The organism is Enterobacter cloacae complex sp. SHL020 (assembly GCF_049236945.1).
Taxonomy (GTDB): Bacteria; Pseudomonadota; Gammaproteobacteria; order Enterobacterales; family Enterobacteriaceae; genus Enterobacter; species Enterobacter dykesii.
In genome coordinates this window covers 516,845-539,065 of record NZ_JBMKJF010000001.1, presented here as the reverse complement: position 1 = coordinate 539,065, position 22,221 = coordinate 516,845, and the positions used below count along the sequence as shown (strand labels likewise).

Annotated in this window: 19 protein-coding genes; 14 read left to right on the top strand and 5 right to left on the bottom strand. The window is 60.0% G+C overall.

What is annotated here, in order from left to right:
• Positions 1-4 precede the first annotated feature (4 nt).
• On the top strand, positions 5-322 hold the full coding sequence (locus ACOTZB_RS02520) for a YdbL family protein (protein WP_028017556.1): 318 nt from the start codon (positions 5-7) through the stop codon (positions 320-322).
• On the opposite strand, the gene feaR is transcribed toward ACOTZB_RS02520, so the two are convergent.
• Entirely contained in the window at positions 323-1,231 is a 909-nt protein-coding gene (gene feaR, locus ACOTZB_RS02515) for a transcriptional regulator FeaR (protein ID WP_033145415.1), read from the bottom strand.
• A 241-nt stretch (positions 1,232-1,472) separates the two neighbouring features.
• On the opposite strand from feaR, the gene ACOTZB_RS02510 reads away from it, so the two are divergent.
• The gene (locus ACOTZB_RS02510; protein ID WP_421626432.1) at positions 1,473-2,972 is read left to right on the top strand and encodes an aldehyde dehydrogenase family protein; all 1,500 of its coding nucleotides are present in this window, start codon (positions 1,473-1,475) and stop codon (positions 2,970-2,972) included.
• Positions 2,973-3,110: 138 nt separating this feature from the next.
• On the opposite strand, the gene ACOTZB_RS02505 is transcribed toward ACOTZB_RS02510, so the two are convergent.
• The 4 genes from ACOTZB_RS02505 to paaZ all read right to left on the bottom strand — a co-directional run bounded on the left by ACOTZB_RS02505 (position 3,111) and on the right by paaZ (position 11,354).
• Positions 3,111-4,217: a GGDEF domain-containing protein gene (locus ACOTZB_RS02505; protein WP_421626431.1), complete on the bottom strand. Its 1,107-nt coding sequence runs from the start codon at positions 4,215-4,217 to the stop codon at positions 3,111-3,113.
• Between the two features lie 73 nt (positions 4,218-4,290).
• The gene (locus ACOTZB_RS02500) at positions 4,291-6,264 is read right to left on the bottom strand and encodes an alkyl/aryl-sulfatase (RefSeq protein WP_421626430.1); all 1,974 of its coding nucleotides are present in this window, start codon (positions 6,262-6,264) and stop codon (positions 4,291-4,293) included.
• A gap of 168 nt (positions 6,265-6,432) precedes the next feature.
• Positions 6,433-8,709 carry a primary-amine oxidase gene (tynA, locus tag ACOTZB_RS02495; RefSeq protein WP_421626429.1) on the bottom strand — a complete coding sequence of 759 codons (2,277 nt, stop codon included), beginning with the start codon at positions 8,707-8,709 and terminating at the stop codon, positions 6,433-6,435.
• A 602-nt stretch (positions 8,710-9,311) separates the two neighbouring features.
• Positions 9,312-11,354 (bottom strand): phenylacetic acid degradation bifunctional protein PaaZ, encoded by a 2,043-nt coding sequence (gene paaZ, locus ACOTZB_RS02490; RefSeq protein WP_421626428.1) that lies wholly within the window; start codon positions 11,352-11,354, stop codon positions 9,312-9,314.
• 285 nt (positions 11,355-11,639) lie between these two features.
• On the opposite strand from paaZ, the gene paaA reads away from it, so the two are divergent.
• From paaA to paaX, 12 genes are all read left to right on the top strand, one after another.
• A complete protein-coding gene (gene paaA / locus ACOTZB_RS02485) occupies positions 11,640-12,569 on the top strand; it encodes a 1,2-phenylacetyl-CoA epoxidase subunit PaaA (protein ID WP_421626427.1) in 930 nt (309 codons plus the stop codon).
• Between the two features lie 11 nt (positions 12,570-12,580).
• Positions 12,581-12,868, top strand: a complete 288-nt coding sequence (gene paaB / locus ACOTZB_RS02480) for a 1,2-phenylacetyl-CoA epoxidase subunit PaaB (RefSeq protein WP_003857353.1) — start codon at positions 12,581-12,583, stop codon at positions 12,866-12,868.
• 8 nt (positions 12,869-12,876) lie between these two features.
• A complete protein-coding gene (paaC, locus tag ACOTZB_RS02475; RefSeq protein ID WP_421626426.1) occupies positions 12,877-13,623 on the top strand; it encodes a 1,2-phenylacetyl-CoA epoxidase subunit PaaC in 747 nt (248 codons plus the stop codon).
• 11 nt (positions 13,624-13,634) lie between these two features.
• Complete coding sequence (gene paaD, locus ACOTZB_RS02470) at positions 13,635-14,132, top strand: 1,2-phenylacetyl-CoA epoxidase subunit PaaD (RefSeq protein ID WP_421626425.1); 498 nt, start codon at positions 13,635-13,637, stop codon at positions 14,130-14,132.
• A gap of 7 nt (positions 14,133-14,139) precedes the next feature.
• The gene (gene paaE, locus ACOTZB_RS02465) at positions 14,140-15,210 is read left to right on the top strand and encodes a 1,2-phenylacetyl-CoA epoxidase subunit PaaE (RefSeq protein ID WP_421626424.1); all 1,071 of its coding nucleotides are present in this window, start codon (positions 14,140-14,142) and stop codon (positions 15,208-15,210) included.
• A complete protein-coding gene (gene paaF, locus ACOTZB_RS02460; RefSeq protein WP_421626423.1) occupies positions 15,207-15,974 on the top strand; it encodes a 2,3-dehydroadipyl-CoA hydratase PaaF in 768 nt (255 codons plus the stop codon). Before paaE ends, paaF begins: the two co-directional genes overlap by 4 nt.
• Entirely contained in the window at positions 15,974-16,762 is a 789-nt protein-coding gene (gene paaG / locus ACOTZB_RS02455) for a 2-(1,2-epoxy-1,2-dihydrophenyl)acetyl-CoA isomerase PaaG (RefSeq protein WP_421626609.1), read from the top strand. The genes paaF and paaG overlap by 1 nt, the downstream gene beginning before the upstream one ends.
• Position 16,763: 1 nt before the next feature.
• A complete protein-coding gene (gene paaH, locus ACOTZB_RS02450) occupies positions 16,764-18,188 on the top strand; it encodes a 3-hydroxyacyl-CoA dehydrogenase PaaH (protein ID WP_421626422.1) in 1,425 nt (474 codons plus the stop codon).
• The gene (gene paaI / locus ACOTZB_RS02445; protein ID WP_421626421.1) at positions 18,178-18,606 is read left to right on the top strand and encodes a hydroxyphenylacetyl-CoA thioesterase PaaI; all 429 of its coding nucleotides are present in this window, start codon (positions 18,178-18,180) and stop codon (positions 18,604-18,606) included. The genes paaH and paaI overlap by 11 nt, the downstream gene beginning before the upstream one ends.
• Positions 18,599-19,804 carry a 3-oxoadipyl-CoA thiolase gene (pcaF, locus tag ACOTZB_RS02440; protein ID WP_421626420.1) on the top strand — a complete coding sequence of 402 codons (1,206 nt, stop codon included), beginning with the start codon at positions 18,599-18,601 and terminating at the stop codon, positions 19,802-19,804. Before paaI ends, pcaF begins: the two co-directional genes overlap by 8 nt.
• Before the next feature lie 27 nt (positions 19,805-19,831).
• The gene (gene paaK / locus ACOTZB_RS02435) at positions 19,832-21,148 is read left to right on the top strand and encodes a phenylacetate--CoA ligase PaaK (protein ID WP_421626419.1); all 1,317 of its coding nucleotides are present in this window, start codon (positions 19,832-19,834) and stop codon (positions 21,146-21,148) included.
• Positions 21,149-21,283: 135 nt separating this feature from the next.
• Positions 21,284-22,216 carry a phenylacetic acid degradation operon negative regulatory protein PaaX gene (gene paaX, locus ACOTZB_RS02430; RefSeq protein WP_047651386.1) on the top strand — a complete coding sequence of 311 codons (933 nt, stop codon included), beginning with the start codon at positions 21,284-21,286 and terminating at the stop codon, positions 22,214-22,216.
• The last annotated feature ends 5 nt before the right edge of the window (positions 22,217-22,221 follow it).

Sequence of the window (22,221 nt, the reverse complement as noted above, 5' to 3'; positions counted from 1 at the left end):
TGCCATGAAACGATTAGCTCTGATTTTACTGGCGCTGGGGATGAACGTGCAGGCGGCTGCGCTGACCTTAAACGATGCCCGGGCGCAGGGGCGCGTGGGGGAAACCCTCAGCGGCTATCTTGCCCCGATTCAACAGGACGCGGAAACGCTGGCGCTGGTCAATCGTATCAATGCGGCGCGCACGGAAAACTACCAGAAGCTGGCCGACAGCAATAATTTGCCGGTTGATGAAGTGGCTAAAATGGCAGGTCAGAAACTGGTTGCCCGCGCGCAACCGGGCGAATACGTGAAGGGCATTAACGGAAAATGGCTCAAAAAATAGTTAGCGGTAGCGCCTGCGGTATTCACCCGGCGAGACGCCAAAACGCTGCTTAAACGCCGTAGAAAAATGGCTATGGTCGGTGAACCCCCAGCTGTAGCCAATGCCCGCCAGCTTTTCATCATCACCGGTAGATTGCAGTGCCTGCGCGCAGAGATCAAGACGACGGTTTTTGATGTACTGCGCCACCACCAGCCCCTTCTCGGCAAACATGCGGTAGAGGCTGCGCACGGACATACCGCTCTCGGCGGCAATCCATTCCGGGCGCAGCGATTCAGACTGAATATGGTCGTCAATCAGCGCCACCACATGCTGGAACTGGCGCTCCTTGCGCGGCTGAATGATTTCACGCTGCTGGAATGCGGGGCGCAGCAGGCAGATCATCGCTTCGAGCGCCGCTTCGCTCTCCCGGTCACTCAGGTCGGCATTGCTCATGCTCTCCATCAGCAGGCGATGGCTCAGCTGTACGGTGGGCAAGGTGCGGGAAAGGGCGGTCGCGCAGCTTATCTCCTGGAAGCGACACTGCTGCTCAATAATCTGGCGGGGAACCAGCAGCGAGATCTGGCGGGATTTTTCTCGCCAGTTGATCGAGCAGGGACGCGACGCGTCAATCAGCGTGATGTCACCGGTTCTGAGCAGCGCGCGACGGTCATCCTGCTCAATTTCCGCGCTGCCTTCGAGCTGGAACACGGTATAGAACCAGGCATCATTACTCTGAGCGATCTCCTGACGGGAGCGGAACAGGTTTACGCCGCCTGCGGTCACGGTGCTGAGCTTCAGGCTGCGCGCATAGCTGGTCTCCAGCTCGCCGAAGAATTTCCCCCCGGTGGGCTGCGCGTTAAAACGCCCGCAAACCTGGTTAATTTGCGCCAGCCACTGCTGATACTGTTCCTGCTCGCTTGCACACGCCATCGTTTCTCTCACTGCACCGTCAACGTTTTCGCATTGTTGCATTTGTGTTGCATTTTGTCAGAGCTATGAGGCTGACTATAGGAAAGAACACTCACCGGTAACAGCGATATAAGCGGCAATTATCGCGATTTGCGGAGCCTGTCACAGGTGGCAAAGCGAATGTCACAGAGACAAAAGCGCGAACGCAAAACCCCACTTAGACTGGATGGACACCCTGCGAAGAATAACGAAGGAGTATCCTATGTCTGAATCACAGGTGGCCATTCAGCCTGCCGTGCAACAATTTTTAGACCGACAGCATGGCCTGTGGATTGAAGGGCGTCAGGCCGCGTCGGACAGTGAAAAGCGGCTGAGTGTCTTCAACCCGGCCACGGGCGAGGTCATTGCCTCGACTGCCGATGCCAGCGTCGATGACGTTGACCGTGCCGTCATGTCCGGCTGGCGCGCGTTTGTCGCCCGCAGCTGGGCCGGAAAACTGCCGGCGGAGCGCGAGCGGATCCTGCTTCATTTCGCCGATCTGGTCGAACAGCACAGCGAAGAGCTGGCCCAGCTTGAAACGCTGGAGCAGGGCAAATCCATTAACATTTCCCGCATGTTTGAAGTCAGCTGCACCCTGAACTGGATGCGCTATACCGCCGGGCTGACCACCAAAATTACGGGTAAGACCCTCGACCTTTCCATCCCGCTGCCGCAGGGCGCCCGCTATCAGGCGTGGACGCGTAAAGAGCCGGTTGGCGTGGTGGCCGGGATTGTGCCCTGGAACTTCCCGCTGATGATCGGGATGTGGAAAGTGATGCCTGCGCTGGCCGCGGGCTGCTCTATTGTCATCAAGCCGTCGGAGACCACGCCGCTGACCATGCTGCGCGTGGCGGAACTGGCAAGCGAAGCGGGCATTCCGGACGGGGTGTTCAACGTGGTGACCGGGAGCGGCGCGGTGTGCGGCGCAGCGCTGACCTCGCATCCGCATATTGCAAAGGTGAGCTTTACCGGCTCAACGGCGACGGGTAAGCAAATTGCCCGCGCGGCGGCGGACACGCTAACCGGGGTGACTCTGGAGCTGGGCGGGAAAAATCCGGCCATCGTACTAAAAGACGCAGACCCGGCGTGGGTGATCGAAGGCCTGATGACCGGCAGCTTCCTGAACCAGGGGCAGGTGTGCGCGGCGAGCTCGCGCATCTATATTGAAGCGCCGCTGTTTGACACGCTGGTCAGCGGGTTTGAGCAGGCGGTGAAATCCCTGAGCGTCGGGCCGGGCATGTCGCCGGAGGCGTTTATCAACCCGCTGGTGTCGCGCGCGCACTGCGACAAGGTGCAGACCTTCCTTGATGAAGCGAAGTCGCGCAGCGCGGAGCTGATCGTCGGTAACCGGGGACCGGAAGGCAAAGGCTATTACGTTGCGCCTACGCTGGTGGTGAACCCGGATGCCTCGCTGCGCCTGACGCGTGAAGAGGTGTTTGGCCCGGTGGTCAACGTGGTGCGCGTCGCCGACGGGGAAGAGGCGCTCCAGCTGGCAAACGACAGCGAATATGGCCTGACGGCCAGCGTCTGGACGCAGAACATCAGCATGGCGCTGGAGTACACCGACAGGCTGCAGGCGGGCACCGTCTGGGTGAACAGCCATACGCTGATTGACGCTAACCTGCCGTTCGGCGGCATGAAGCAGTCCGGCACCGGACGTGACTTTGGTCCGGACTGGCTGGACGGCTGGTGTGAAACCAAGTCGGTGTGCGTGCGCTACTAGTAAAAGCAAAAGGCAACCTGGAGGTTGCCTTTTTAGTGTTTGTTCCCTCTCCCGTGGGAGAGGGGCAGGGTGAGGGCATCCAGCCGCACCGGGCGAATTTTGTAGGCCGGGTACGGCGTAGCCGCCACCCGGCTTTAATTAAAGTGACCACCGATCCCGACCTGCCTCTTTCGCCCGATACAGCGCCGCATCGGCGCGGGCGATGATCTCGGTGCCCGCTAATCCCTCCGCCATACTCGCAATCCCCATGCTCACGGTGACACGATCGCTAACGGTTGACGCGCTGTGCGGTATGGACTCTGCGCGAAGGCCGTCCTGAATACGTAGGGCCACCTTTTCTGCGATGTTTTCCGGGCAGTTAAACAGGATCACCATGAACTCTTCACCGCCGTAGCGCGACACCACATCCTCAGGCGTGCGCACCGACTGCTTCAGCACCCTCGCCACGCGGGTAAGGCAGTCGTCACCCGCCTGGTGCCCGTAGGTGTCGTTGTAGCGTTTGAAATAGTCGATATCCAGCATGATTACCGAGAAAATTTTTTTCTGCTCAACCGCGTTCTCCAGCACCACTTCCATTTTCCGGCGATTGGCGGTTTTGGTTAACGGATCCTGATGCGCCAGCGCATCCAGCCTGGAGATCAGCAGCTGATTTTGCTGGTTACGTCGCCAGGCCTCGTCAAACCAGCTCAGCAGGATGAAACGCCCGCAGATCAGGATCAGCGTAAAGACGCTCCAGATAACAAAAAAGTGAAGGTTGAGGCCATCGTTCCGTATCCAGCTTGCTACCGGCAAGGTGATCCAGAGCGGGAGCACAAAGGCGAGTAGCCCTTCAGGATAAAAATAGAGCGCCGTTAAGCCAGCGAGTAATAAAATGACGCACAGCGGCCAGACGTGCGGGAGCAGCAGCTGGGTGATAAACCAAAAGCAGGAGACCGACCAGATGGCGCTGCAGATAAACAGTACCACGCTAATGCCGGCGATGCGTCGCCAGGCCATGAGGATCAGCGCAGCTGAGAGGATGATAATGCCGAGCATGGAGGCATCGACCATTCTCGTCAGCTGCGGCGAGTGGGGATAAAGGGGATCGCTGGTATTAAGCAAAACGTGTCGCAGCAGAATCATCACCGCGAAGCTGATATTCACGAAGGCCAGCCACGGCAGGTTCATCGCCAGCCCGTGCATGACCATAGCATGGCGCGTTGGCCAGGTTGCCCGCTCAAGTGTCGGTTTTTTTCTTTTTTCCATTGATGTTCGCTACTCTGTCCTGGAAACACGTGAAGCAGGAAAGGGCGGACGAACCGCCCTTATGCGTGCACCGTTACGGTGTCACAATGTTAAACCAGAAATCAAACTTGTCCATATAGCTAAGCATGGCATCAAGTTTCGCGCTGTCGCCACTGATTTTAATATTTCCGCTGTCCTGAGCCTGTTTTAGCGTCACCTCCTTGAGGATGATTTTATTCAGGGTGTCACGGTTAAGCGTCAGCGTCGCGTCCGCATCTTTTGCTTCCGCGTTCGCCGTGTGGTTCAGCACGCCGTTTTCCAGCTCCAGCTTATATTTCCCGCCATCGCTGCCCAGATCGATGTTAAACACCGATTTGGCGTCACCCGCTTTTTGTCCATTGATATGGACAGCCAGATAGTCAAAGAACATCTCTGGCGTCATCGCGCGCACCGTGTCCGGGCTGGCGGTATTCGGCGTTGGCCCTTTCACCACGCCGTTACGCAGCTCCTGCGCACCGGTCAGGTAGAAGTTACGCCACGGGCCGGATTCAGCCTGATAGCCAAGCTGTTCCAGCGCATCCGCTTCCAGATTACGTGCCGCCTGGTTGTTTGGATCGGCAAAGACCACTTTGCTGACCACCTGCGCCACCCAGCGGTAGTTCCCCTGGTCGAAGTCGGTTTTGGCCTTGCTCAGGATGGCATCGGCGCCGCCCATATACTCCACGAATTTCTTCGCGCCTTCTTCAGGCGGCAGTTCATCCAGCGTCGCCGGGTTGCCGTCAAACCAGCCCAGATACAGCACATAGGTGGCTTTTACGTCATGGCTCACCGAACCGTAATAGCCGCGGTTGGCCCAGGTATGCGCCAAAGAATCCGGGAGCTTAAAGTTAGCGGCGATTTCGTCGCGCGTCAGCCCTTCGTTCGCCATACGCAGCGTCTGGTCGTTGATGTAACGATAGAGGTTACGCTGGCTTTTCAGCAGCTTGACCACGTTTTCATTGCCCCAGGTCGGCCAGTGGTGCTGTGCCATGATGATTTCGGCTTTGTCACCCCAGCGCACAATCGCCTGGTTGATGTATTTCGACCACGGCAGCGGCTCGCGAATTTTCGCCCCGCGCAGCGAGTAGGTGTTATGCAGGGTGTGGGTAACGTCCTCAGCGGATTCAATCAGTTTTTTCTCTTCGATATACCAGAGCATTTCCGATGGCGCTTCGGAGCCCGGCGCGAGCATAAAGTCATAGGTCAGGCCGTCGATAACCTCTTTTTGCCCGTCTTTCTCAATGATATTGGTCGGGGCAATCAGCGTGACCGTCCCGGCTGAGGTGGTCGTACCCAGGCCCGCGCCCACCTGGCCTTTGGCGTCGGGCTTCAGCAGGTTGCCATACATATAGCTGGCGCGGCGGCTCATCACGTTGCCCGCCATGATATTCTCGGCAACGGCCGCTTCCATAAACCCGGCTGGCGCGTAGACCTTCACTTTGCCGGACTTCACGTCGGTTTCATCCACCACGCCGCGCACGCCGCCATAGTGGTCAACGTGGCTGTGCGTATAAATAATGGCGACGACAGGCTTTTTGCCGCGATTTTTAAAATAGAGATCCATCCCGACCTTCGCCGTTTCTGCCGACACCAGCGGGTCAACCACGGTAACACCTTCTTTCCCTTCAATGATGGTCATATTTGACAGGTCAAGATTTCGTATCTGATATACGCCGTCGGTCACTTCAAAAAGGCCGCTGATATTAATCAGCTGAGATTGACGCCATAAGCTGGGATTAACGGAGTCCGGTGCTTTATCGCCTTCTTTAATAAACGAATACTGCTGTGGATCCCAGATGATATTCCCTTGTTCCCCTTTGATAATTTCCTGAGGAATCGGTGCAATAAAGCCTTTATGGGCGTTCGTAAAATCGGTGTTGTCGGAGAAAGGAAGCTGATTAAACAGGGCGTTATTGGCTTGTTGCGTTGCAGTCGTGGCGTCCTTCGGGGCGTCTGCGGCATACGCGGAACTGACGGAAATAACAAGTCCAGCCAGAGCAAGACTCCTGACGATCAAATTGAATTTCATCCTAAACCTCTCAGTGATGTATTACGTCGCTTGTGGAAAATTCGCGTCCTGGCTGAAAGTGGTTCAAGAAATGCAGTGGAAATATATGAGGTAGAAATAACTATAATCGGGGAGTGGTATTCAGCAAGTAAATGGATGAAAAACCGGGCATTGCGCCCGGTACGTTATTTATTTCTGTTCGTCTTTCTTCTTCCCGAGCGTTGGCGTCTCGTCAAAGAAGTTCCACGGCTTAAGCAGGGTATGCACCCATTCCGTCGGCATTATCGGCCACTCTTCCGCGCGGGCGACGTGGGTGGTGCCGGTGGTCATCCAGACCACGTCATCCTGATCGTTAAGCGACTCGTTATCCTTGCTGTACTGCCCCAGGCCCGTGTCGTGTGCGGAGCGGTTCGGGAATTTGCCTTCCGGGTAGAGCTCATCCGGGTGGTAACGGGTCACCCACAGCTGTTTGTCCATAAAGCTCAGACGATGGTAAATCCACTCGTCCGGGGCAAATTTCGCACCGGTCGCCACCGGGTGCGTACCGCCCGCGTAAGGGATAATCTGGTACGAGACCGGGTTGCCCATGCGGTTCTCTTTACTGGTGTTGCTCAGCAGTCGAATGGTGCCCGGGTCGAACTTCTGCGCCGCCTGCTGCTCGGTATCAATATCGTACTGATTGATCTGCATGGTGCTGGTGCGCGGGCCCCCGGTGGTATTCGGCTTCACTTCCGGATCCATCGCCACCAGCTTGTTGTTGATGCCGTCCACGTCCATATCAAGACGGAAGTTGTAGATGTGCTGGTGCGTGGTACCCACGATGTTATGGTCGATCAGCGTGCCGTATTTGGTGTCGTCTTTGGCGGTGGCGTCGTGCATGGTTTTCGCCTGTACGCCTTTCACCGCTTCGATACCCGTCGCGCCGGCATCAATGCCGATGGTGCCATTCTCATGGAACACCCAGTCAAAGATGTAATCGTAGTTGCCCACGGTACTCACCCAGCGCACCACCAGCTCGCGGCGCTCGGTGCTGACGTTTGGCTGACCCATCTCCTGATGTTTGTATTCCGGGCCCGCATAGCGTTCGAAAATCGCAATCGCGCGCGGGATCTCCATCGGCGCGCCGGTGTAGTCCGGGATGGTTTCATTGAGCATCACGGCGTTGGACGGCACGTCTTTACCGCGCACCAGCGGTGAGGTCAGGGTGCCCATGCCGTAGTCGCCGGAGTCGAGATAGGCTTTAAAGTACCAGCCCACGTCCGGATCGCCGTAAGGGACGATCATGCCGCCGAGCGACCCCTGATACATCACCTGGCGCTTTTTGCCGTTATCGTTATAGGTGACGGTTGAAATCATCGGACCGACGCGGGAATCCAGGCTCAGGTGGAAATCCCAGTTCTGCCAGTGCACCATATCCCCGGTGATGGTGTAGTTCTTGCCTTCTGGTTCAATGATGTCGAGCGGTTTTTTTGCCGTCTCTACGCGGTCGCGGCCATCATAGGGTCGCGGGGTCATGGGAACCGGAACCACGGCGCCTTCTTCAATCTTCTGGATCTTTTTCTGCTCAAGATCGACAACCGCGACCAGGTTCTCAATCGGGTGCGCCCAATAGTTGCCGTCGCCCACGTCCAGATAGCTCACCACCTTCAGCAGGCGATCTTCCTGCTTCAGGCCGTCCTTACCGTCGAAATAGCCGACGGTCAGCGGCGTGGTAATCACTTTTTTCGGATCGGTGATGCCGTGTTTTTTAAGCACCTCGGCGAACTCTGAACTCTCGTTGATAATCTGCTGCACCGCGGTGAAATCATCCAGCAGCACCATGCCGTGGGCGTCTTTAACCGGTTCCCAGCGCAGAATCTTTTTATTCTTCAGGTCCACCACGCTTTCGATAACGTGCTTTCCATCGAGCATCACAATCTTTGCCTGACGCGGGGCATCCACTGCCGTACCGTTAAGCACAAAGTCCCACACTTTGGCCTTCTCAGGCTCTGCCAGGGCGATCTGGGTAAAGCGGGTATTCGGCTTAAAATCCGCCGAGGCTTTCACAATCTCAACGGCCTGCTTAATTTCGTCCGCCGTCAGCGCGTTTAACGGGTGAGGGCGTTTTTCTACCTGGAAGGTCTGGTCAAGGCCGGACTGGAAAACATCGTTGATGAAAGTATCGGAAATAAAGGCTTTCTTGCCTTTCATCACCACCGGCACCTCAAGCTTGAGGGTTTTACCGTTGACGATGGCAGTTTTTGCGCCCGGCTTGACCTTCACAAAGGCGCCGTCTTTCGCAATGGTGAACATCTGTGCGTAATCATCCCACTGAACGTCCGCGCCAAAGTCCTGCAGCGTTTTGTCCATTGGGACCATATGCGCCTCACTGCCGTGGGCGAAAACAGGGGATTGCCAGGCGCAACACAGCGCAACGGCCATAGCCAGCGCCGTTCTACGGGCAGAAAAAGAAGAATTGGTTCCCATCGTAGACCTCATCTTGTTGTGATTATTGTGTTGTGACAGCCTTATCCTGACAGGCCCATGAGAAAAGCGTTTGCCTGCATCTGCCAGATTATTTGTCAGCCTTGCCAGGTTAAAAAAAGAGCGGGGATAAATCACATGCCGGGCCATTTCCTCTCCCCACAAATGATGTCAGCACAGACGGCCCCCTCTCCCTTGAGGGAGAGGGCTGGGGTGAGGGGGAATATACGGCTGCGGAGGTAATTCCGTTCACTTTAAGTCCCTTGCTACTCTGTAACGACATGCCCGGTGAACGTGCCAGGGTGGCTCAGTCGCCACCACCCTGGCAACCCGGGCTCCCGGAGGTAAATCGCCGCTCCGCGGTGCCTTCGGCTAATTCCTTCCGGCTTATCGGGGACGAGCGGAGGTAACATCCCTGTAAAGCCCGCCCTCTCGGCGCATCCGTGCGCCTCGCCCCGGCCGGAAGGCAAACGCCTCAGCGATTTATAGCCGGACCAGGGCATCGCTGAAGGCCCTCAGCCAGTCTAAAAGCAGCGTTATTGCTTCTGCTTGCACATTATTTAAGAGGGCCTCAGCCATTGCTGAGAGGATTAGGAGCAGGGACCTTAGCTGAAATCACCCTGCTGACGCGCCACCAGCGTCAGGATGGAGTAGAGCGCCACCGCCTGCTGGTGCTGGTTGAAGATCTCAACCGCCCATTCCACCACGCCGGTCGGTTTTTCCTCGGCGGTACGCTGTTTCTTCAGTGTTTTGCGCTTGCAGGTCAGACGCACCTGAATGGTATCGCCCGGTTTAACCGGCTCGATAAAGCGCAGGTTTTCCATGCCGTAATTGGCAATAACCGGCCCGACGCCCGCGTCAACAAACAGTCCCGCCGCGGCGGAGATCAGGAAGTAGCCGTGCACCACGCGCTCGCCAAAGATCGACTCTGCCGCGCCGATCTTGTCCATATGGGCGTAGAAGTGGTCCCCGCTCAGGCAGGCAAAGTTCACAATGTCCGCTTCCGTGAGGGTGCGGCGCGGCGTTAGCAGACTGTCGCCCGGCTGCAGCTCCTCGAAGTATTTGCGGAACGGATGCAGGCGGTCTTCCTGCACCGCTGCGCCACGCACCCACTGCTTGCCAATGGCGGCCAGCATCGTCGGGCTGCCCTGGATCGCGGTGCGCTGCAGGTAGTGTTTCACCGCGCGCAGGCCGCCCAGCTCTTCGCCGCCGCCCGCGCGCCCGGGGCCACCGTGCACCAACTGAGGCAGCGGGGAGCCGTGGCCGGTAGACTCTTTTGATGATTCCTCGTTTAGGATCTGAATACGCCCGTGGGCGCGCGCCGCGCCGGCAATAAACTCACGGGCAATCGCCGAATCGGCGGTGACCAGCGTACCGGCCAGGCTGCCGCCGCCCGCGCGGGCAAGCAGCATCGCGTGGTGGGCGTTGCGATACGGTATCAGCGTCGCAACCGGGCCGAAGGCTTCGGTTGAGTGCACCGCCGGGGTTTCATCCGGCTGCGGGCAGAACAGCAGGGTTGGTGGGAAGAACGCCCCCGCGGCCTGCAAATCCGCTTTGCCGCCCAGACGGATCTGGCAGCCTGCGGCGATCAGCTGATCCACTTTCTCCTGCACGTCCGCGCGCTGTTCGGCGTTGACCAGCGCACCCATCTTCACCCCTTCCTGCGCCGGGTCGCCCACCACCACTTTTTCCAGGCGGGCAATCAGCGCCTGGCTCACCGCGTCAATCTGGTTTTGTGGGACGATAATGCGGCGAATGGCCGTACATTTTTGCCCGGCTTTGGCGGTCATCTCGCGGACCACTTCCCGGACGAACAGGGCAAACTCCGGCTGGTCTGGCGTAACGTCTTCCCCCAGCACGCAGCAGTTCAGGGAGTCGGCCTCCATGGTGAACGGAATCGAATTCGCCACGATATTCGGGTGCACGCGCAGGCTTTGCCCGGTGCTGGCGGAGCCGGTAAAGGTCACGACGTCCTGGCTGTCGAGCTGGTCGAGCAGATCCCCCGCGCCGCCGCAGATTAGGCTGATGGCGCCTTCCGGCACCAGCCCGCTGTCGACGATGGATTTCACCATCGCCTGCGTCACCTGTGCGGTAGCGGTAGCGGGTTTGATGATGGCGGGCATGCCGGCAAGCCAGGTCGGCGCCAGCTTTTCCAGCATCCCCCAGCAGGGGAAGTTAAAGGCGTTGATGTGCACCGCCACGCCGGATTTTGAGGTCAGGACGTGGCGCGCGGCAAAGCCGCCTTCTTTCGACAGCGGGATTAACTCGTCTTCCGGCCACAGGGTGTCATCCGGTAGCTCGCGGCTGCCCAGGCTGGCGTAAGTGAAGAGGGTGCCGATGCCGCCTTCAATATCCACCCAGCTGTCCGCCTTCGTCGCCCCGGTCTGGGTCGACAAGGCATAAAACGTCTCTTTCTCGCTGAGCAGGTGCTTTGCCACCGCCTTCAGCATGGCCGCACGTTCGATAAAGGTCATCTCGTGAAGCGCTTCCCCGCCGCGCTCAATCGCATAGCGACGGGCGGCCGCCATGTCCAGCCCTTCGCTGGTCACGCTCCACAGGGCTTCGCCACTGATGGCGTGATGAATAGTGCGCTCGCGGCCCCGGCCAGACTGCCAGGTACCGGATAAGAAGCTGGCTAACTGCTGCATCGCTTATCTCCAAATGTTACGTGATTTACTCATTAATAGTTTGATCGTGAATCATAAAAATCAAGCTGAGTTTTTAATGAATTGTTAACATTGTGATCTGGCTGGATGAATCTCATCGCGTAAAGGCGCTTTCTGAAAGGCCTGATGCTAAAGCCTTGCGAGCAGCATCACAAAACCAAGAAACAATTCTTGGGGTTATATTTAACCTTTGTGTAACTTTTAAAAAACAAAGTGATTCAACATTACGCCTTAATCTGCAAACTAACGAATCATAAAGGTGATGACGTGACGCAAGAACAACGGTTTGAGCAGCGCATAGCGCAGGAGACGGCGATTGAGCCTCAGGACTGGATGCCTGACGCCTACCGTAAGACGTTGATCCGTCAGATTGGTCAGCATGCGCACTCCGAAATTGTCGGCATGCTGCCGGAAGGGAACTGGATCGCCCGCGCGCCGACGCTGCGCCGAAAAGCGATCCTGCTGGCGAAAGTGCAGGACGAAGCCGGACACGGGCTCTACCTCTACAGCGCGGCGGAAACGCTGGGCTGCGCGCGGGAGGACATCTACCAGAAGATGCTCGAAGGCAGGATGAAATACTCCTCCATCTTCAACTATCCGACCCTGAGCTGGGCAGATATCGGCGTGATTGGCTGGCTTGTGGACGGCGCCGCTATCGTCAACCAGGTAGCGCTGTGCCGGACCTCCTACGGTCCGTATGCCCGTGCGATGGTGAAAATCTGTAAAGAAGAGAGCTTCCACCAGCGCCAGGGCTTTGAGGCCTGCATGGCGCTGGCGCAGGGCAGTGAGGCCCAGCGTCAGATGCTGCAGGACGCCATCAACCGCTTCTGGTGGCCGGCGCTGATGATGTTCGGGCCTAACGACGATAACTCGCCGAACAGCGCCCGGAGCCTGGCGTGGAAAATCAAACGCTTCGGCAATGACGAACTTCGCCAGCGCTTTGTCGACAACACGGTGCCGCAGGTGGAGATGCTGGGCATGACGGTGCCGGATCCCGACCTGCGTCTGGATGAAGAGAGCGGTCATTACCGCTTCGGCGAGATCGACTGGCAGGAGTTTGACGAGGTCATTAGCGGGCGCGGCATCTGCAACCACGAGCGCCTGGCCGCCAAACGTAAAGCCTGGGAAGAGGGGGCGTGGGTGCGCGAAGCCGCACTGGCGCACGCGGAAAAACAACACGCCCGCAAAGTGGCTTAAGAGGAATCACGATGAGCAACGTCTACTGGCCGCTGTACGAAGTGTTCGTACGTAGCAAACAAGGGTTATCCCACCGTCACGTGGGCAGTCTGCATGCCGCCGACGATCGCATGGCGCTGGAAAATGCGCGCGATGCCTACACCCGCCGCAGCGAAGGGTGTTCTATCTGGGTGGTTAAGGCGAGCGAGATTGTCGCCTCCCAGCCGGAGGAGAGCGGTGAGTTCTTCGACCCGGCGGAGAGCAAGGTTTACCGCCATCCGACGTTCTACACCATCCCCGACGGCATCGAGCATATGTGAGGCAAAGAATGAATTCAGTGACTGCCTATGCCCTGCGTCTGGGCGACAACGGTCTGGTGCTTTCCCAGCGTCTCGGCGCCTGGTGCGGCCACGCGCCGGAGCTGGAAATTGACCTCGCGCTCGCCAATATCGGTCTCGACCTGCTGGGCCAGGCGCGCAATTTCCTGACCTATGCCGCGGAGCGGGAAGGCCAGGGCGATGAAGACACGCTGGCGTTTGGCCGCGACGAGCGCCAGTTCCGCAACGTTCTGCTGGTGGAGCAGCCGAATGGCAGCTTCGCCGACACCATTGCCCGCCAGTACCTGATGGATGCCTGGAACGTGGCGCTGTACGAACGCCTGACCCGGAGCAGCGACGGCCAGCTTGCGGCCATCGCCGCCAAAGCGATTAAAGAGGCGCGCTACCACCTGCGCTTCAGCCGCGGCTGGCTGGTGCGTCTGGGCGACGGGACCGAAACGTCCGCGCAAAAAATGCAGCAGGCCATCGACAATCTGTGGCGTTTTACGGCGGAGCTGTTTGAAGCCGATGACGTCGAGCTGGCCCTGATTGACGCCGGCGTGGCGGTTGACCCGCGCGTCCTGCGCCAGCCGTGGGAAAGCGAAGTCTTTGCCGGTCTCAATGAAGCCTGCCTGCAGGTGCCCGCAGAGGTGGCGTACCGCACCGGGGGCAAGAAGGGGCTACATACCGAACATCTGGGCCCGATGCTGGCGGAAATGCAGTACCTCCAGCGCGCGTATCCCGGTCAGCAGTGGTAAAGGAGAACGCTATGCAACGCCTCGTCGACATCGCGCCCGCGCAAATCCCGCAGATCTGGTCGCTGTTAAGCCAGATCCCCGATCCGGAAGTGCCGGTATTAACCATCACCGATTTAGGCATGGTGCGCAGCGTGAAGGCGCAGGGGGAAGGCTGGGTCATTGGCTTCACGCCAACCTACTCGGGCTGTCCGGCAACGGAACACCTGCTGGGGGCGATCCGCGACGCGATGACCGCGAACGGTTTTACCCCGGTACACATTGTGCTCCAGCTTGAACCCGCCTGGACCACCGACTGGATGACCGCCGACGCGCGCGAGCGCCTGCGGGAGTACGGCATCAGCCCGCCCGTGGGGCATAGCTGCCACGCGCACGCGCCTGTGGAGGTGAGCTGCCCGCGCTGCGCCAGCATCGACACCGCGCTTATCAGTGAATTTGGTTCGACGGCCTGCAAAGCGCTCTACCGCTGCAACACCTGCCGCGAGCCCTTCGACTATTTCAAATGTATTTGAGGCTGCCATGACAACGTTTCATTCATTAACAGTGGCAAAAGTGGAACCCGAAACCCGCGAGGCGGTGACCATTACCTTCGCGGTGCCGCAGGCGCTGCAGGACGCCTACCGCTTCCGCCCCGGCCAGCACCTGACGTTAAAAACGCAGCTCGACGGGGACGAGCTGCGCCGCTGCTACTCCATCTGCCGGAGTACCGCCCCGGGCGAAATCAGCGTGGCGGTCAAAGCCATCGACGGAGGGCGCTTTTCCCGCTATGCGCGGGATGAGATCAAAGCGGGTATGGCGCTGGAGGTGATGGTTCCTCAGGGGCAGTTTGGCTACCAGCCGCGGGCAGAGCGCGAGGGGCACTATCTGGCGATTGCGGCAGGCTCCGGGATCACTCCTATGCTGGCGATTATCTCCGCGACGCTGGCGACCGAACCCAACAGCCATTTCACCCTAATTTACGGCAACCGCAGCAGCCAGAGCATGATGTTCCGCCAGGCGCTGGCGGACCTGAAGGACAAATACCCGCAGCGGCTGCAGCTTGTTTCCATCTTCAGCCAGGAGCGGCTGGACAGCGATCTGCTTTATGGCCGCATCGACGGAGAAAAGCTGCAGGCGCTGGCGAAAACCCTGATCAACTTCCGCCAGTACGACGAAGCGTTTATCTGCGGCCCGTCCGCGATGATGGACGACGCCGAAGCGACGCTGAAGGCGCTGGGGATGCCGGACAAATCCATTCACCTTGAGCGCTTTAACACCTCCGGAATCACTGTTAAGCGCGCGGCGCACGTGCAGGTTGATGGACAAAAAGTGACCGTGCGCCAGGACGGGCGCGACCGCGAAATCACCCTGACTGCGGACGACGAAAGCATTCTCGATGCCGCCCTGCGTCAGGGGGCGGATCTTCCGTATGCCTGCAAGGGCGGCGTCTGCGCCACCTGTAAATGCAAAGTGCTGCGCGGGAAGGTGGACATGGCGACTAACTACAGCCTGGAGCCGGACGAGCTGGCCGCCGGATACGTGCTGAGCTGCCAGTCGCTGCCGTTAACCGCCGACGTGATCGTCGACTTCGACGCGAAGGGGATGGCATGAGCGAATTGACCGTTACCCGTCATGGCCGCGTGCTGCAGCTGACGCTGAACCGTCCGGCGGCGCGCAACGCCCTCAACAATGCGCTGCTGACGCAGCTTGCTGAGCAGCTTGAGTCCGCCGCCGTCGATGCCGACATCGCCGTCTGCGTGATTTACGGCAGCGAGCGCTGCTTCGCCGCCGGGGCCGATCTCAACGAAATGGCGGAGAAAGACCTGCCTGCCACGCTGAACGATATCCGCCCGCAGCTGTGGGCGCGGATTAACGCTTTTCCTAAACCGCTGATTGCCGCCGTGAACGGCTTCGCGCTGGGCGCAGGCTGCGAGCTGGCGCTGCTGTGCGACGTGGTGATTGCCGGTGACAACGCCCGCTTTGGCCTGCCGGAAATTACGCTGGGCATTATGCCCGGCGCGGGCGGCACCCAGCGTCTTATCCGCTGCGTCGGCAAATCCCTTGCCAGCAAAATGGTGCTGACCGGCGAGAGCATTTCCGCCGAGCAGGCGCTGAACGCCGGGCTGGTGAGCGACGTTTTCCCTGCGGCGCTGACGCTGGAGTATGCCCTGAAGCAGGCGGCCCTGATGGCGCGCCACTCTCCGCTGGCGCTGCAGGCGGCGAAACAGGCGCTGCGTCAGTCTCAGGAGGTGCCGCTCCAGGCCGGACTCGCCCAGGAGCGCCAGCTGTTTACGCTGCTGTCTGCAACAGAGGATCGCCGGGAGGGCATCGACGCCTTCTTACAAAAACGCACCCCCGACTTTAAAGGACGCTAATTGTGGAATTTATTCTCAGTCATGTTGAGCAGGGCGTAATGACCATTACGCTGAACCGTCCGGAGCGTCTGAACAGCTTTAACGACGTGATGCACCAGCAGCTTGCCGAGTGCCTGAAACAGGCCGAACGGGATGACACCGTTCGCTGCCTGCTGATCACCGGGGCGGGACGCGGCTTTTGCGCCGGTCAGGATCTGAACGACCGCAACGTCGACCCCAACGGCCCGGCGCCGGATCTGGGGAAGTCCGTTGAAACCTTCTATAACCCGCTGGTGCGCCGCCTGGCAAAGCTGCCGAAGCCGGTGATTTGCGCGGTTAACGGCGTAGCGGCCGGCGCGGGGGCCACGCTGGCGCTCGGCTGCGATATGGTCATTGCCGCCCGTTCCGCCAGCTTCGTGATGGCCTTCAGCAAGCTCGGCCTGGTGCCGGACTGCGGCGGCACCTGGCTGCTGCCGCGCGTGGCCGGACGCGCCCGCGCCATGGGGCTGGCGCTGCTCGGCGATAAGATCAGCGCCGAACAGGCTCAGGCCTGGGGGATGATCTGGCAGGTAGTGGATGACGAACAGCTCTCCACTACCGCGCAGCAGATGGCGCTGCACTTTGCGTCTCAACCGACCTTCGGGCTGGGGCTGATCAAGCAGGCGATAAACGCCGCGGAAACCAACACTCTGGACGCCCAGCTCGATCTGGAGCGCGACTACCAGCGCCTGGCCGGGCGCAGCGACGATTACCGCGAGGGCGTCAGCGCCTTTCTGGCGAAGCGCGCGCCGAACTTTACGGGGAAATAAGATGCTGAACATACGGACTGTCGCCGTGATCGGCAGCGGCACGATGGGCGCCGGCATTGCCGAAGTCGCCGCCAGCCATGGTCATCAGGTGCTGATCTACGATATCTCCAGCGATGCGATATCGCGCGCCATCGACGGGATCCGCCAGCGTCTGGCCTCCCGGGTAACGCGCGGTAAACTCTCCGCCGATGCCGGGAGCCAGATCCTCGCCCGGCTGCTTCCGGTCACCGATATCGAGGCGCTTTCCGCGGCCGATCTGATCATAGAAGCGGCCTCTGAGCGTCTGGAGGTGAAGAAGGCGCTGTTTGCACAGCTGGCAGAGATCTGCCCGCCGCAGACGGTGCTGACCAGCAATACCTCATCCATCTCCGTTACGGCGATTGCAGCCGACGTCCACCACCCGGAGCGGGTCGCCGGACTGCATTTCTTCAACCCGGCGCCGGTGATGAAGCTGGTGGAGGTGGTCAGCGGGCTGGCGACCTCTCCGGAAGTGGCAGACGCGCTGTGCGAGCTGGCGCTGAACTGGGGCAAACAGCCCGTGCGCTGCCAGTCAACGCCGGGATTTATCGTCAACCGCGTCGCGCGTCCGTTTTATTCCGAAGCCTGGCGCGCCCTGGAAGAACAGGTCGCCCCGCCGGAAGTTATCGACGCCGCCCTGCGCGACGGCGGCGGTTTCCCGATGGGGCCGCTGGAGCTGACCGACATGATTGGGCAGGACGTGAATTTCGCGGTGACCTGCTCGGTATTTAACGCCTTCTGGCAGGAGCGTCGTTTTCTGCCTTCGCTGGTGCAGCAGGAGCTGGTGCTGGCGGGAAGGCTGGGCAAAAAGAGCGGGAAGGGCGTCTACGACTGGCAGGGTGACAAACCAGACGTGCAGTGGGTGACGGCCGTGAACGACAGCTTCAGCCCGATGCGCGTGGAAAGAAGACGTGACGGTGTCACCGAAATTGATGATGTGTACCTGATTGAAACGCAGGGTGAGACCGCGCAGGCGCTGGCGCTGCGGCTCAACGGCCCGGTGGTGGTGGTGGACCGCATTGAGCGCGACGTGGCGGTGATTGCGGCGGCCGCCAGCAACACGCGCACCGCGACGCAAAAGGCCATCCGCTACCTGCAGCAGCAGGGGCATCGGGTAGTGCAAATTGCCGATTATCCCGGCCTGCTGGTCTGGCGCACGCTGGCGATGATTGCCAACGAGGCGCTGGATGCCCTGCAAAAAGGGGTCGCCAGCGAGAAGGACATCGATACCGCCATGCGCCTGGGCGTTAACTACCCGAGCGGGCCGATCGCCTGGGGCGAGCGGCTGGGCTGGCAGCGCCTGCTGACGCTGCTGGAGAACCTGCAGCGCCATTACGGCGAAGAGCGCTATCGCCCCTGTTCACTGCTGCGCCAGCGCGCGCTTCTGGAGAGTAGCTATGAGTCATAACGCCTGGCATAACGCCCGCGCGATGTACGAACGGGACGCCTGCGCGCAGGCGATGGGGATGGACATTGTCGAGATGGATGAAGGCTACGCGGTGGTGACCATGACCATCACCGCGCAGATGCTGAACGGCCACCAAACCTGCCATGGCGGACAGCTTTTTTCGCTGGCAGACACCGCCTTTGCCTACGCCTGCAACAGCCAGGGGCTGGCGGCGGTAGCCTCAGGCTGCTCGATTGATTTTCTGCGTCCGGGCTTTGCCGGGGACACGCTCACCGCCACCGCGCGGGTGATGCACCAGGGCAAGCTGACCGGCGTGTACGACATTGAAATCCAGAATCAACAACAGAAAACCGTCGCCCTTTTTCGCGGGAAATCTCACCGCATCGGCGGCAGCGTGACAGGAGAGGCAGATGCGTGACGCATTTATTTGTGATGGCGTTCGAACCCCGGTGGGTCGCTACGGCGGCGCGCTTTCCGCAGTCCGAACCGACGATCTCGGTGCCGTGCCGCTGCGCGCGCTGCTGGCCCGCTATCCCCAGCTCGACCTCGAGCGGATCGACGACGTGATTTTCGGCTGCGCCAACCAGGCGGGGGAAGATAACCGCAACGTAGCGCGCATGTCGTCCCTGCTCGCCGGACTGCCGCAGACGGTGTCCGGAACCACCATTAACCGCCTGTGCGGCTCGGGGCTGGACGCGATTGGTTTTGCGGCGCGCGCCATTAAGGCGGGCGATGGCGAGCTGCTGATCGCGGGCGGCGTGGAGTCGATGTCGCGCGCGCCGTTTGTGATGGGCAAAGCCACCGCCGCGTTTCAGCGTCAGGCGGAGATCTTTGATACCACCATCGGCTGGCGATTTGTGAATCCGCTCATGCATCAGCAATTCGGAACTGACAGCATGCCGGAAACGGCAGAGAATGTAGCTGAATTGTTAAATATCAGCCGTGCCGATCAGGACGCATTCGCTCTGCGTAGCCAGCAGCGTACCGCTCAGGCGCAGCAGAACGGCATTCTGGCGCAGGAGATCGTGCCGGTGCAGGTGCCGGGCAAAAAAGGGGTGATTACGGAGTTCAGCGTGGATGAACATCCGCGCGCGGACACCACGTTCGAACAGCTCGCCGGGCTGAAAACGCCGTTTCGTAAGAACGGGGTGGTCACGGCGGGGAATGCCTCCGGCGTCAACGACGGCGCTGCGGCGCTGATCGTCGCCAGCGAGAAGATGGCGCAGGCGCAGGGGTTAGTCCCGCGTACGCGGATTGTGGCGATGGCGACGGCAGGCGTGGAGCCACGTCTGATGGGGCTTGGCCCGGTCCCGGCGACCCGCAAGGTGCTGGAGCGCGCCGGACTCAGCATTAACGATATGGATGTGATCGAGCTTAACGAAGCTTTCGCCTCGCAGGCGCTGGGCGTGCTGCGTCAGCTGGGCCTGCCGGATGATGCCGCGCACGTCAACCCGAACGGTGGCGCGATTGCGCTGGGCCACCCGCTGGGCATGAGCGGTGCCAGACTGGCGCTGGCCGCGAGCAACGAACTGCACCGACGCGGCGGGCGCTACGCGCTGTGTACGATGTGCATCGGTGTGGGTCAGGGCATTGCCATGATCCTTGAGCGTGTTTGAGCATAAAAACAATGTGAGTACCCTACAATGACAAATACAACAAAGCTTGATCCGATTGAAACGGCCTCCCTTGACGAGTTACAGGCGCTGCAGACCGAGCGTCTGAAGTGGACGCTGCATCACGCCTACAGCAACGTGCCGATGTACAAACGCAAGTTTGACGCCGCGGGCGTTCACCCTGACGATTTCAAAGAGCTGGCGGATATCCGCAAATTCCCGTGCACCACCAAGCAGGACCTGCGGGATAACTATCCGTTCGATACCTTTGCCGTGCCGATGGAGCAGGTAGTGCGCATTCACGCGTCTTCCGGCACCACCGGCAAACCGACCGTTGTCGGCTACACGCAGGGCGACATCGACAACTGGGCCAATCTGGTGGCCCGCTCCCTGCGCGCCGCGGGCGGCAGCGCGAAGGACAAAATTCACGTGGCGTATGGCTACGGCCTGTTTACCGGCGGGCTGGGCGCGCACTACGGCGCCGAGCGTTTAGGCGCGACGGTGATCCCGATGTCCGGCGGCCAGACGGAGAAACAGGCGCAGCTGATCCGTGATTTCCAGCCGGATATGATCATGGTGACGCCGTCCTACTGCCTCAACCTGATAGAGGAGCTGGAGCGCCAGATGGGCGGCGATGCCAGCGGCTGTTCCCTGCGCGTGGGAGTCTTCGGCGCCGAGCCGTGGACGCAGGCCATGCGTCGCGAAATCGAAAAACGCTTAGGCATTACGGCGCTGGACATTTATGGCCTCTCCGAGGTGATGGGCCCGGGCGTGGCGATGGAGTGTATCGAAACCGTCGACGGCCCGACCATCTGGGAAGATCACTTCTACCCGGAGATCGTCAACCCGAACGACGGCACGCCGCTTGACGACGGCCAGCAGGGTGAGCTGCTGTTCACCACGCTGACCAAAGAGGCGCTGCCGGTGATCCGCTACCGCACCCGCGACCTGACCCGTCTGCTGCCGGGTACTGCCCGCACCATGCGCCGCATGGACCGGATCAGCGGCCGCAGTGACGATATGCTGATCATCCGCGGCGTCAACGTCTTCCCGTCGCAGCTGGAGGAGGAGATCGTCAAGTTCGAGCATCTTTCTCCGCACTACCAGCTGGAGGTGAACCGTCGCGGCCATCTTGATTCACTTTCCGTGAAGGTAGAGCTAAAAGAGAGCAGCCTCACGCTGACCCACGAGCAGCGTTGCCAGGTGTGCCACCAGCTGCGCCACCGCATTAAGTCAATGGTGGGAATTTCCACCGACGTCATGATCGTTAACTGCGGCAGCATCCCGCGCTCGGAGGGCAAGGCCTGCCGGGTGTTTGATTTGCGTAAAGCGGCGGCCAACGGCTAAGTTTTCCCTCACCCCGGCCCTCTCCCAAAAGGAGAGGGTGTAAACAGTTCCCTCTCCCTTTGGGAGAGGGTTAGGGTGAGGGGGAAACCCCATAATCCTATGCTATGATTCATCCAGGACAAAAATTACAACAGAATGAATCACATGAAACTCGACGCCTTTATCCAGCACGCGGTCAGCTCCGTTCCCGTCAGCGGGACCTCGCTTATCTCCTCGCTATACGGTGACGCGCTTTCCCATCGCGGCGGTGAGATTTGGCTCGGCAGCCTGGCCGCCTTACTGGAAGGGATGGGGTTTGGCGAGCGCTTCGTGCGTACCGCGCTGTTTCGCCTCAACAAAGAGGGCTGGCTGGACGTTTCCCGCATCGGGCGTCGCAGCTTTTACCGCCTGAGCGATAAGGGGCTACGCCTGACGCGTCGCGCGGAAAATAAGATCTACCGTGCGGAACTGCCCGCCTGGGACGGCAAATGGCTGCTGCTGCTCTCCGAGGGGCTGGACAAAAACACCCTTGCAGACGTCAAAAAACAGCTGATCTGGCAGGGGTTTGGCACGCTGGCGCCGAGCCTGATGGCCTCGCCGTCGCAGCATCTGGCGGACGTGCAGTCTCTGCTTCACGATGCCGGCGTGGCGGAAAACGTGATTTTCTTTGAAGCCCACTCGCCGCTGGCGCTCTCCCGCGCCGCGCTGCGTTCGCGGGTGGAGGAGTGCTGGCAGTTAACCGAGCAAAACGCGATGTACGAGTCCTTTATCAACTCGTTCCGGCCGCTCCTGCCGCTGCTGAAAGAGGCCACGCCGGAGGAATTGACGCCGGAACGCTGTTTCCAGATCCAGCTGCTGCTGATTCATTTTTATCGTCGCGTGGTGCTGAAAGATCCGCTGCTGCCGGAAGAGTTGCTGCCCGCGCACTGGGCGGGGCAAAGCGCCCGACAGCTCTGCATTAACATCTACCAGCGTGTCGCGCCGGGGGCTCTGGCGTTTGTCAGCGAGAAGGGCGAAACCTCCGTGGGTGAACTGCCCGTGCCCGGCACGCTCTACTATCAACGCTTTGGTGGTCTTACAAGCGCATAAGGAGG